This is a genomic window from Streptantibioticus ferralitis, from assembly GCF_029223525.1.
Classification (GTDB): Bacteria; Actinomycetota; Actinomycetes; order Streptomycetales; family Streptomycetaceae; genus Streptantibioticus_A; species Streptantibioticus_A ferralitis.
Genome location: NZ_JARHTQ010000001.1, coordinates 171,551 through 183,855 on the forward strand (window position 1 = coordinate 171,551; position 12,305 = coordinate 183,855).

The following is a 12,305-nucleotide window of genomic DNA, read 5'->3' on the forward strand; positions in this document are numbered from 1 at the left end:
GTCGGCACGGCCTGCACTCGTCACGTTAGCGCCGCAGCCATCAGGCCATCGCCCGCACATGCCACCGCCGACGCAACCGTAAGTCGCCGGGCAGGCCGTTAGCGCCCAACTGCGATCCGGCACGACCACGAACTGCAGCGTGGACGCCGATCGACCACTGCAGGATCCGAGCCAGCTACCCCGATTGAGGGTGACGAAGAGTACTGTGACCATATACTTGATGTGGCGTCAGCATGGATTGCTGGTTCGGAGGGGCCATGGGGAGCAAGAAGGAGCGCTGTGCCGTTCGCGGCACTGTCACCCGGCCTCCCCTAACCCCTGGCGGGAGGATCGCGCGCATCAACGCCAAGGTGAATCCGTGACGAGTGAGTTCAAGACAGTTCTCGCTAACGTCGAATCTCTGTACGACATCCCCGAGGACGACCTGATCGGCGAGGTCCTGATCCCGGCCATGTCCGTGGCAGATCATGCCCGAGTCGGAGCGGGTTTCTTCAGCTCACAGTGCCTGGCTCAGATTGCGCCTGGCCTGGCTTCGTTCCTTGAACGGAGCAATGGAGCCGTCGAGTTGCTCATCAGCCCCTCAATCAACGATGCGGACTGCGACGCGCTTATCCGCGGGGCGCTATCGCCTGAAGAGGCTATCCAGAACGCTGTAGATCGGCTACTTGAAGAGGCTGCACTGTCGCAGCACGCCTTGGTCCATCACACCCTTGACTGCCTTGCGTATCTTGTCGCTGCAAAACGCCTGGTAGTTCGATTCGCGCTGATGAAGCAAGGGATGTACCACAAGAAACTGTGGCTGCTACGCTCGGGGAGCGCTTGGACGGCAATCCACGGATCGGGCAACGCCACATCCCGGGGCCTTCTGGTCAATGGCGAACAAATGAGCGTCGACCGACCGTGGGCAGACGGTTCTGCCTCGCAAGCCCGCGTAACGAAGCTCCTGTCGCGGTGGGACACCCAGTGGGCGAATAGGAGTCCTCACGTTCTCTGCATCGCACTAAAGGACGGCCTGCATGTGGTCGCGCGGCGGCGTACGGGAACAGTGCCCCCGTCGATCGATGACTTCTGGCGGGCGTGGCACACAGATCATGCACATGGCCTTGCACCGCCACTCCCACCCGGTATCGATGTAGCTAACCCACGGCTGCTCACGATTCCAGAGAACGTCGAATGGAGGACTGGTAAGTTCGGTCATCAGGGCCGCGCTGTGGACGCGTTCCTAGGCAACGGGTCTAGAGGGGTTCTGGCCATCGCCACTGGTGGCGGCAAAACGCAAACTGCTTTGATCACCGCAGTCCACGAGCAGGACAGACACAAAGGCCCTACGCTCGTCATGGTTATCGTGCCGAGCGCACCGCTCGTACGGCAATGGGCAGAAGCCATCAGAGGATTTGGAGTTGAGCCGTTCCAGCCGAGCACGATGGCAAGCCCGCGGCGGCGCAGCCTACTTGAGGAGATCCGCGCAGGACTCGCAGGACAAGACCCGTTCACGGCGGTCATTCTCTGCACCCAAAAGCTCTTCACCGAAGACGAGCACATGCGCAGCTTCATCGCCGAGCTGCCTGATGAAGTACTCGCCGTACTTATCGGCGATGAGGTACATAACCTCGGCTCGGCGGGCTTCGTAACGAAGGCGCCACACCGATTCAACATTCGCCTGGGCCTCTCAGCAACACCAACTCGTCAGTACGATGCCAACGGCACGGAAGCGCTCTTTCAGTTCTTCGGACCGCCGGTCTTCGAGTTCACGCTCAGGGACGCCATCAGTGCCGGATGCTTGACGCCATACAACTACCACCTCCACGAGGTGGAACTAACCGACCAAGAGATAGCCGAGTACGAGGACCTCACACGTAAGCTACAGCGCAAGGGATTCGTTGGGTCCGACGACGGCAAGGACTTCGGCCATGACGCCCAGGTCGAGCATCTCCTGCGAAAGCGCCGAGCCGTACTTGAACAGGCGCAGGCCAAGATTCCCGCACTCGAGCAGCTACTAGACGCGGCTGGACCCGCGAACGTCGCCCGGACACTCATATACACCTCCGCCAAGCCAGTAGCGCTAGCTGGGCCACCACAGATCCACCTCGTCAACAGTACGCTCCGCCGACTCGGAATCCGCTTCCATCAGTACACAAATAAAGAAACCTCCAGTTCAAGTGCCGCTCAATATCTCGAACGCTTCGCCGACGGCGACTATCAGGTCCTTACGGCTATGAAGGTCCTCGACGAAGGCGTGGACCTCCCGCAGACAGATACTGCATACCTGCTCGCATCTAGCACAGTCCGGCGGGAGTGGATTCAAAGGAGAGGGAGAATCCTCCGTCAATCCCCTGGGAAGAAGACCGCCGAGTTACACGACTTTCTAGTTGTTCCGCCGCAGCTTGATACGACAGCTGCGCGCTCAATCTTGCACGGGGAGCTTGCCAGGGCACGTGAGTTCGCTAGTACGGCCGAGAACGAGTACGACAACGACGGCCCTCGCGAGATCATCGGCAAGTATGAGACCGCACTATAGTCAGGGGTAGCGGAATGGCAACAACTCCTCGCATCCGAGAAGTGGCGAGAGTCGAGGTGAAACATCTCCCGCTGCGTTATGAGGGATATCACGAGGACCTCATCGATGCACTCGATGAAATCACGAGGCAACAGGATCACATGACGAGCTCTCGGCAGCGGCAGGAGCTCATCACCAAGCTCGTGGAGAAGGTGGGGAGTATGGCGGCATCACTCGGCGGTGGAAGCGATCAATGAGAATCCAACGTATCAGAGTGCACAACTTCAAGCTGCTCAGAGACATCGACATCCAACTTTCGATCGACCCCGCTAAACCGCTGACTGTCATTCGAGCCGAGAATGCGTCAGGCAAGACGTCCCTGCACTATGCGATTATCTGGGGCCTATACGGAATGGATGCGCTCAAGAACATCGCCAGCCCCAGAGATATCCGGTTCTCCTCCAAGGCCGCACCCGCAGGATCACCGGTCTTGATCGAGGTCGTTCTTGACTTCCAGATCACTGACGAAGCCGGAACCGCAGACTACCGGCTCACGCGACACGTTCAGGAAACCCCCCAGGCGACCGGACCAGTGGATCGTGGTCGGGAGGTCGTGAAGCTCTCAAAGCTCACTGCAGCAGGCGATAAGGAGCTCGACCAGCCGGAGTCCTGGCTGGACCAGTGGCTTCCAAAGAGACTCGTAGACATCTTCTTCACTAACGGCGACGACGTTCAGAAGTTCATCACCGGTAAGCAAGAAGCTCGGCTGCGGCAAGAGAAGGTACATCTCGCGATCGAGAGTCTACTCGGGATCCGTCAGCTTCGGACGGCAGTCGTTGATATTGAGGCAGTACAGCGCACGCTTGACCGTAAGGCCGCCCGGGATGCCGGTGGCAAACTGGAAAGGGTCACGAGTGAACTCGAAAAGCTCGAACTAGCCCTCAAGGAGATCGATGACGAATACGAGAGGCTCACGGTTCGGCTCGGAAACATCGAGAAGAACCAAAGTCGCAAAACCCGCGAACTGGAATCTATCCGAGGCATCGGTGAACTCGACGCCATCAACCAAGAAATACAAGGGCTAGAGCAGGATCTGGCCTCGCTCGAGGGCTATCGGCGGAAGAACCTTGCCACGATGACTGGCCTGTTGCGCAGCGAAGCCCTGTCTTGGACTCTTGCCTGTGGCCCGCTGACGATGGCCCTGGCACGGCTGGACAAGCTGACGGACCTACGCAAGATCCCGAAGACCTCGACACAGATCTTGGAAGATCGACTCGAGCTCGGCGTCTGCATATGCGGGGAAACACTGGATCCAGGCTCAACTCATCGCGATGAAGTCGCCAAGTTGCTGGCCGAGCAACAGGGCAGAGACCCGATCGCGGACCGACTCACCGACCTGCGGTACCGCGCGAAGGCACTGCGCAGTGTCAATCAGCAGGACTTCACAGAAGCGCATGCCGAGGCTCTAGGAGACTTTGCAAAGCTGGCGGACTCGATCCGGAGCAAAACGACTGCCTTGCAGGCAGCCAAGGAGCGCCGTGCCTTGATTGACGAGGAAAGGGTTCGGGAGCTCACCGAGGAGCTCGCCGAACTCGACCGCAAGAAGGGCGACGTTAATTTTAAGCTAGGGACCCTGGATACTCGCCGCGTGACCGTACAGTACGACTGCGACCAAAAACGCGAAGAGAAAAGGAACGCCGAACGTAACGCCAATATCTCGCGGGATCTTGCCGTTAGGCGTGACGTCGGACTCGATCTCCTGAGTCTGGCAAGGGCGGTGCAGGAACAGCTTGAGGGACCCTACGTCCAGCGGGTCTCGAACCGGCTTGACCGCATGTTCAAGGACATCATTGGTGCGGACAACGGCGATACCACGGGTGTCATCACCTCGACGTCAATCACTAGCAGCTTTGACATCGTCGTTTCCAGCCAGCACGACAACAAACTTGACCCTGACTTCGAGGTAAACGGAGCCTCCCAGCGAGCCCTAACGCTCGCATTCGTCTGGTCGCTCATGGAAGTTGCTGGCACCGTCGCGCCGCGGTTCATAGACACCCCGCTGGGAATGGTCTCAGGCACCACCAAGGAGCGCATGGTCGAAGCCATCACACGTCCTCCTGCGCCCGACGAAACGCCGTACCAAGTCGTGCTGCTATTGACGCGTTCCGAGCTCGCTGGCGTGGAACATATCCTCGACGAGAGGGCTGGCGCATTCAACACCTTGTCATCTAGCCAGCACTATCCACTCGATCTCGTGTACAAGTGGGCCGAAGACGAGCCGCATTCCCGCAGCTGTGGCTGCAGCCACCGAGAGCAGTGCAAGATCTGCGCGCGGCGCCAGGATAACGATCTCGGCTTGCGGTTCAGAGAGGAATCTGTGGTGTGAGCGGTATGAACCCATACGCGTCTGTCGAGATGACCATGCCGGCAGACCTGCATCCGAAGATCAGCCAGTTTTTCGGGCCGGGAAAACCGGTGGGGCGAATGATCGACGCGTGGTGGCTTGGTCTGTGCATCGGTGTCAAGCACGGCCAGCAGCGTAAGCGTTCGGACGAAGTACGAAAGTTCGCAGATGGCACCATCTTCGCGAGCGACGATTGGCGCATCGTTCACCTTGAGTTGCTCGCGGTGGCCAAAAAGGGCGAGGCAATACTCGCGCAGCCGCGAGATGTCATAAGGCTCGCATCCGGCTACGCTGACTACGGCCTCGAATGGGTGGCGGAGCACTGCTTGGGTGCTAACGAGCCCATCCTGGCACTGCTCAACGCGATCGAAGTGCCTGCCGCTTGAGAGCGATGGGCCGCGGACAACGCAGCAGCGATTGACTGTCCGCGGCCTAGTCAGCGAAGCGCCCAGAGCGTTGAATGGGCGCAGCTGTTGCCACTACAGGTGGCAGACTGCGCAGCCTGCTTGATCGTCGTCCTCATCGTGGGCGTCGGCGAGTATCTCCAGCAGCGGGCGGTTCGGCTTGAAGCGCTTGGCGGCGCGTTCGAGGGCTGCCTGGTGCTTGGCTTCGATCTCTTCGCGGCGTTCGATGAGCTCCTCGAGAGACTCGCCCTGGGACCAGGTGTATTGGCGGCCCTGCATGGCGGTGTGTCGGTAGTTGACCTTCTCCTCGTAGGCTATGGCCTTTTCGAATAGGTCGGGGTGGCGGTCGCGGAGGCCGACCCATTCGTGCTTGCGCTGGAAGAAGCAGAAGTAGCAGCCGGAACGCGTGCGCCACTCGTAGTAGGCGGGGAGGCCGATACCGGCTTCGTCGAGGATGCGGTCGACGCCGGCGCGGTCGATGCCGTCCTCGCGGAAGGGAAAGACGGCCTTGATGTTGGGCTTGGTGCTGACGTAGCCGAGGCGGTTCTCGTCGGCGCGGATGGCAACGTAGGAGATCACGTTGTCGTCACCGACCCACTCCTCCAAAGGCTTGATCTTGAGGTTCTTGGTGCACCAGCGCATCTGGGGGCTGGGGAGGGTGCCCTGGTAGACCTCCAGCCAATGGTCAAAGTCGCGACTTGAGTTCAGGCGCACGATGGGCTTGCCGACGGCGGCTTCAAGCCGGTTGAGGTACTCGTAGGTCTCGGGGAGTTCAGCGCCGGTGTCGCAGAAGAAGTACTCCATGTCGGGGACGCGATCGCGCATGTAGATCGCGAGTGCGGAGGAGTCCTTGCCTCCGGATAGGCCGAGGACATGGCGCGTCTTGCTGTCGTTGGTACTGCTCATCGCGTTCATTCCTTCCTAGCGATCGCGGTGTCGCCGCCCGTGGCAGCCAGGCGTTCGGCCAGTGCTGCGAGCAGGATGCGAGCGCCGTCGGGACCTAGTGCTTCTTCAGCCTGCCTGATGACACTGACAACGAGTTCGTCGGCCACATGACGGGACTGCTTGGGCACATGGATGAGGGCGCTTTCCTCGGCCCCCTCCGAGGTTGTGAGCGTCAGGAGGCGAGTCTCGATCTGCCTCGCTGGCGCGGGCACGCTCGGGGTGACGGCTGGCGCCTGGTGCACCTCGTACAGGTGACCGACGCGGTCGAGGGCGCGGGCGACCTCCCTGGCCTTGCGGGGGAAGCTCTCCACGTCGGCGTCGGTCCAGTCGCCAAGTGCCTTATTAGCAAGGCGGATGACGATGGGGTCTAGCCAGTCCTCGTCGGGCAGGTTCTCGTTGAGGACGCGGGAGACGAACCCTTGCAGGCTGAGTTCGAGGGGAGCGTCAGCGAAGCCGCGCAGCCGCTCGGTCAGCCCGGCCCGCAGCTCCCGGATGTCGGAGGGAAGACGGAATTCCTTGCCGAGCTTTCCGGCGACCTCCCGGCGTAGGGCCGCAGCGGCGCCGGAGATGTCGTCAAGTGCCGTGGTGAGGGCCGAGACGTAGGCCCGGGCGGATTCTTCGTCCTTGGTGGCGTCCGTTGCGATGACGGGGAATCCCAGCGCCTTGGGCAGGGTGGCGAAGATTAGCTCGTCGGGGTCGGTCGCGCGTGACAGCAGGCCGCGGATGGCAAGGGCCTGTGCGCCGAGCCTCCTAGTCTGCCGGGTGTAGGGGTCGAGGACCATCACGCGCTCGAGGATGGTTCGGGTGACGGCTAGGAGCAGGGGGTTGCGCGCCGAACGCGAGCGAGGAAGGTCGACCTGGAGGGCCTTGGCGAGGCCATCCACCACGAGGCGGCGCTGTCCGCGGCCGACTGGCGTGGCCTTTACGGTGAAGCGATCGGGGTAAGGGACGTTAAGTCGTTCAACGAGCTCGGGGGAGAGGCGAGGGCAGTAATTTCCCTCCTCGAAGAGCGCAATGTCCTCAGCACGCAAGATCAGTGCGGCGACCACGAGCACGGGAACGACTCCGGCCTTGACGCCATAGGGCGGGGCCATGAGCTGATGGTAGATATCGACGATGGGTGTGGGCCGCTTGGCGCCGGTCAGTGCTTGGTCGAGGGCTTCCCACACGGGCATGACGCTGGGGTTCGTGTCCGGGGTGGGGCGGGAAATGCCGTGGGTGAGGATGCTGTCCCCGTCAATGCCGTTGGTGGCTTCTCCGGCGAAACGGTGCAGTCCAAGGTATTCGACAACTCCGTGGTACATGGCGCGTTCCGCGGAGTACCCCTTCTCATCGAATCCGCACAGGGGGTGGCCGGAGCGCTGGATCATTGCGGTGAGCAGCTCGCGGCGGGCCCGGGCACCATTGCTGGTGAGCTGATGGCGGCCAGCCATCTCGTTGCGGATGTGGGGGGTGGAGGGGAAGACCCGCTCACATGCCTGGGAGACGAGGTTCGAGTAACTCCGCGCTTCGATAACCGCGTCGGGGGTGTTGCCGGTCTCGGCGCCAACGTGCCACAGCCGCCAGGTGGACTGCGGGCTTTGCGGATTGAAGGCCCTATCGAGCAAGGTGCCGATGCTGTCAGAGATCTCGGCGATGCGCTCGGTGATCTCCCGAGCGGCCACGTAGTCGATCGTATCGTCGTCGAGGAGTTCTTCGAGGGCCACGAGGTCGATGCCCGCCTGGAGAACCCGTTCCGGGTTCTCAGTCGTACCGACCAGTGCGGGCAGCGGGGAGTTGATGGCGGGGAGCGTGTCGGTGGTGCCGAGATGGAAGACCATGAGGCCGTCCGCCGGGTCCTTGACAACCTCGGGACCGACGATCTTCTCGCCCGTGGGGCTGACGGCCGTTTGGAAGTAGCGGAGCATGCCGGTCTGCTGGCTGTGCTTGCCAGCCACCACCGCTTCGGGGAGCACGGTGCCGAGGTGCTTGCTGAGGTAAGCGACGACGTCGGCTGGCTTGACCCCGATGGCATTCGCCTTAACACCGGCGTCGATATCGAAGTCGGTGCCTTGCCAGACCCGGTACTCATTGCTGTAGGAGCGGTGGACGACGAAGCCGTCCTCGACAAGCTTGTCGAGCCGCTCTTGCAAAGCGGTAAAGCGCTCGGGGTCGGCGGCGTCGGCCGGGTCCTGGAGCGCGAAGTGGATCATGGAGGGTGTGGCGCGAAGGAGGCCGTCGACATCGATGAGGTTGAGGATGCCGATCGTCTTGAGGACGTCCTGGTCTTCAGCGGCGAGTCCGTGGGCCTCGCTCAGTCTCATATCTACTTCGAGCCAGCGGCTGGCCTTGGCGGAGGCGATGATGGTGGTACGGCCGGAGGCGAAGAAGTAGTCGTACAGCTGAGGTAGGCGGATGGTGCAGGCACGCTCCGGCGCCTCGCCCGCGAGGGTCTCCAGGGAGCGACGGACGGTGTTGGGCTCGTCGCTGGAGAGGAACCCAGTGAGGCTGCGGTCGTGCTGGCCAATCTGAGCAGCGATGAGCGGTGAGGCGACGACGGTGAGCGGGTGAAGGGGGTACAGGTCGGCGAACATCTGCTCGGAGATGTCGACGACAGGGTTGAGGCCGTGCTGCATCCAGGCGACAGCGGCGGCTTGCGCCTGGGTCTCGATGAGGGAGCGGCCGGACTCGGTGACCAGGCTGTGGTCGAGGCGCCGACGCAGGAGGTGGACGGCATCCCCGAGGTTCGGGGCAAAGGTGATGTCTTCGAAGCGGCCTTGGATCTTGGCCCATTCCTGGGTCTGGATGCTGCTGGAGCGGGCCGCGTAGTCCGTGAAGGCGAGGTGCTGCAGGGTGAGCATGAACAGCGGCAGGCCTGAAGGGCCAGCACCCTTCTCGGCGAGCAGCTGGAGGAGGAATACATCGCTGTCAGCGTCGCCAGTGTCTCCGGCGGCAGCGAGGTACTCCAGGGTCTTGCCGAACTCGTCGATAATCAGCAGCACGGGTGCCGTGTTACAGAGCGCTGTCACAGCGTCCATGAGGCTGTCGGCCGACGGCACGTCCCGTTGCTCGCACGTGGCGAAGGCTTGGGCGATGGCCTTGGGCAGCCGTGTCTTCCATCGGCGTTCGGCAGCGGTGCGCAGGGCGCGGTAGATCGTTGCCGCGAGAGGCTCGCGGCTGGCGGTGGCGACGGCGCCGAGGAATCCGCCCTCGGCAACCTCGTCTCGGACCCGGCTCAGCCGAGTCGCGGTGCGCGGGCTGGTTGCGGCTACCGCCTTCTCGGCGTCGGCCCGACGGGTCTTGTCGTGTCCTAGAAGGGCATCGATGAGGTTGGAGAGGGTGGACTTGCCCGAGCCGTAAGGCCCGGTGAACGACCAAGCGCGGGTACGCCGTGGACTCTCCAACGCGCTGGTAATCCGTTCAAGCACGTCGAGGGCGCGTGCTCCAACGTAGGGGGCGTTGAGGTGGCGTTCACGGACGTCGCGCTCAAGGTTCGTGGAGCGCAGTTCGGACCCGACCAGGGCGATACCTGCGGGGAGCTGGGCAGTGTTCGCGGTCATGATCCGACGCTCTCCTCGGTCAGTTCAAACTCCTCAGCCTGGCGAGGAGCCGTCTTGCGTGTGCTCTTGATCGTGGCGCCGACGAGGCCCGGGTACTTACGCACCCACTCCTGCGGGGTGGGGAAGCCGTCGCGTTCCCGTACACGGCCGTAGTACTCATCCAGGACATCCCAGGCCAAGTCCTGGGGCGGCGTGGCGAAGGCGAGGCTGCGCTGGCCGAGCGCTTCGACGATCTGCAGAGCCGGATACGCGCCGACCAACGCCTCGATGGCCTTGGTCAGTTCAGGTTCCTTCATTCGGAACGCCTTCCCCGGGGATCCAGCCTCGCTGGCGAGTCGGGCGAGGGTGATCTGGCCAGCCTTGTTCGAGAACCGGGAGGCGTAGTCCAGGCACGCGTAGACGAGAATCGCCGCAGGAAGGTTCGAACGTGTACCGCTGGTGAAGCGCCAGGTACGTTCCTTGCCCCTGCCCTGGCCCTCAAGTAGGCCGAGCTCTTTGAAAGGCGACATCAGCTGGTCTTCGAAGCTGCCCGGCGACAGAGGGTTGACCTCCTGTTCCTGCGCATACATCTTGATCATGCAATCGACGTCGCGCTTAATGGATTCTGCGGCAGGCAACTTCTCCTCGTCGAAGTTCTCGCGCAAATTACGCCGGATGACGCTCTCCATCTCCTCGGCGGTGGCTCGGGAGCGCGCTGCGAGGTTGAAGGTGATGTACCAACTCGGCACCTGGCATTTGGCCTCGGGTTCGGAGGACAGCAGCCACCAGTGCAACAGCCAAAGGCTGCCGGTGTCTTCGAGGTAGGGGTCGGCACCTTCTTCGTCAAGCAGCCAGCGTGCCCGCCAGGTTGGCGCGGCGAGCAATGCTCGCGAGGAGGGATCGCTGTGGGGGTACTCCTTGGTCAGTTTGAAGGCTCGCGACCAGTAGCGCATGGCATTGACCATGTTCTTGCCCACGCCGAGCCGGACCGGCGCGTCTTCCAAGTAGAAGATGTCGTGCACGTCCTTGACCTGCATGTACGCCTTGTGCAGCCAGCCGAACCGCGGGGCGAAGGTCTCGTGCCGGCTGAAGTAGAGGTCTACGACATCGGCAAGCCGAATATCTGACATGCGTGGGAAGCCTTTCGGGGGGTCGAGGGCTGGCGGAAAGCAGGACTGCCGTGCGTTATGCGCTCAGGGCTCCGTGTCGGCCGCCAACGATGAGCGGACCTGCGCGACTGCCGCCGCGACCGCTTCGATGCCTCGTTCGATGTCACGTGGTGTAGTGGCGTAGCCGAGAGACAACCGGACGGTGGAGTCCGCGTCTTCACGGCTGCGCCCCATGGCGAGCAGAACATGACTCGGACTCGGCGCTCCGGAAGAACAGGCGCTGCCGTCGGAGGCCGCCACGTCAGGCATAGCGGCCAGCACAGCGTCCGCGGGCACTCCAGAGAACGTGACACTGGTCACACCGGGCATGCGCGACGCCTTGATTCCGTTGATCCGGCAGCCCGGAACATGCGCCAGCAGGCCCGCCTCCAACGTGTCTCGGAGCGCGGCGATCCGTGCAGCCTCCTCGTGCATCTTGAGGCAGGCGGCTTCGGCGGCTGCCCCAAGCCCCGCAATACCGGCGACATTGAGCGTGCCCGCACGCCAGCCGCGCTCCTGCCCTCCACCGATCATCTGCGGGTGGAACGGCAGCGAGGTGCTGCGGCGCACGAACAGGGCGCCAACTCCCTGCGGCCCGCCAAACTTGTGTGAGGATAGAGACAGCAGGTCGACATCCAATTCGTCAAGGTCGATCGGCAACCGCCCCACGTACTGCGTGGCGTCGGTATGCACCAAGGCCCCGGCCGCGTGCGCAGCCTTGATCACGGGCGACAGGTCGGTGATGACTCCGGTCTCGTTGTTCGCGAGCATCGCCGAAACTAGCGCCGTCCCACGCTCACCGGCATCTTCCAGCGCGTCGTCCAGCTTCGCCAGGTCGACGTTGCCATCCGCATCCACCGGTAGGACCACGAGAGCGTTGGGGGTTGCATCGGTGATCGCCCGAGCGACTTCCAGCACGGCCGGATGCTCCACCGCGGTGGTCACCAGTGCCCCGCCACCCGCGCAGGCAGCCCGCAGGGCCAGATTGTTGGCCTCCGTCGCACCAGAGGTGAAGACAATCTCACCTGCAGAGCAGTTGAGCAGAGAAGCGAGTTGACGGCGTGCCAGGTCTACCCGCTCAGCGGCGTCCCGACCGGCGTGGTGCATGCTTGAGGCGTTTCCAACGCTCCTGAGCGTGGCGACGGTAGCATCAAGCGCCTCCGGACGCAGTGGCGCGGTGGCGTTGTAGTCGAGGTAGATCATGTCGGATCCTGCGGGCTCTTCCGCCATGTGTTTGCCCCCTCGCGCAACGGACCTAGGCGCACTCCTGGACAGCTTGACCGTCGGAGCTTCTCGTTCCGCCAGGAGTGCACTGAAATCCTAGCCGCCCCCGGGGACAGGCGAGACCAAAGTCGACCTTTGACCTAGTCGTAGCCGTGTCGACCAGGA

General features: G+C 62.7%; 7 protein-coding genes. 3 read left to right on the plus strand and 4 right to left on the minus strand.

The window, feature by feature from the left end:
• Positions 1-358: 358 nt before the first annotated feature.
• The 3 genes from P2L57_RS00800 to P2L57_RS00810 all read left to right on the plus strand — a co-directional run bounded on the left by P2L57_RS00800 (position 359) and on the right by P2L57_RS00810 (position 5,287).
• Complete coding sequence (locus P2L57_RS00800; RefSeq protein ID WP_275806501.1) at positions 359-2,518, plus strand: DEAD/DEAH box helicase family protein; 2,160 nt, start codon at positions 359-361, stop codon at positions 2,516-2,518.
• 253 nt (positions 2,519-2,771) lie between these two features.
• Complete coding sequence (locus P2L57_RS00805; protein ID WP_275806503.1) at positions 2,772-4,883, plus strand: AAA family ATPase; 2,112 nt, start codon at positions 2,772-2,774, stop codon at positions 4,881-4,883.
• Entirely contained in the window at positions 4,880-5,287 is a 408-nt protein-coding gene (locus tag P2L57_RS00810; RefSeq protein WP_275806505.1) for a hypothetical protein, read from the plus strand. Before P2L57_RS00805 ends, P2L57_RS00810 begins: the two co-directional genes overlap by 4 nt.
• A gap of 93 nt (positions 5,288-5,380) precedes the next feature.
• Here P2L57_RS00810 and P2L57_RS00815 read toward each other — a convergent pair whose 3' ends face one another.
• The 4 genes from P2L57_RS00815 to P2L57_RS00830 form a co-directional block, all read right to left on the minus strand.
• Positions 5,381-6,220 (minus strand): phosphoadenosine phosphosulfate reductase domain-containing protein, encoded by an 840-nt coding sequence (locus P2L57_RS00815; RefSeq protein ID WP_372515562.1) that lies wholly within the window; start codon positions 6,218-6,220, stop codon positions 5,381-5,383.
• Positions 6,217-9,789, minus strand: coding sequence for an ATP-binding protein (locus P2L57_RS00820; protein WP_275806508.1), 3,573 nt, complete (start codon positions 9,787-9,789; stop codon positions 6,217-6,219). The genes P2L57_RS00815 and P2L57_RS00820 overlap by 4 nt, the downstream gene beginning before the upstream one ends.
• Positions 9,786-10,898 (minus strand): DUF4007 family protein, encoded by a 1,113-nt coding sequence (locus P2L57_RS00825; RefSeq protein ID WP_275806510.1) that lies wholly within the window; start codon positions 10,896-10,898, stop codon positions 9,786-9,788. The genes P2L57_RS00820 and P2L57_RS00825 overlap by 4 nt, the downstream gene beginning before the upstream one ends.
• Before the next feature lie 63 nt (positions 10,899-10,961).
• Positions 10,962-12,119 carry a cysteine desulfurase family protein gene (locus tag P2L57_RS00830; protein WP_275806512.1) on the minus strand — a complete coding sequence of 386 codons (1,158 nt, stop codon included), beginning with the start codon at positions 12,117-12,119 and terminating at the stop codon, positions 10,962-10,964.
• Positions 12,120-12,305 lie beyond the last annotated feature (186 nt).

What these genes read in the sequence shown, in the direction of transcription:
- P2L57_RS00830 (WP_275806512.1), bottom strand. Translation starts at nt 12,119, where the DNA reads ATGATCTACCTCGACTACAACGCCACCGCGCCACTGCGTCCGGAGGCG.
- P2L57_RS00815 (WP_372515562.1), bottom strand. Translation starts at nt 6,220, where the DNA reads ATGAACGCGATGAGCAGTACCAACGACAGCAAGACGCGCCATGTCCTC.
- P2L57_RS00820 (WP_275806508.1), bottom strand. Translation starts at nt 9,789, where the DNA reads ATGACCGCGAACACTGCCCAGCTCCCCGCAGGTATCGCCCTGGTCGGG.
- P2L57_RS00825 (WP_275806510.1), bottom strand. Translation starts at nt 10,898, where the DNA reads ATGTCAGATATTCGGCTTGCCGATGTCGTAGACCTCTACTTCAGCCGG.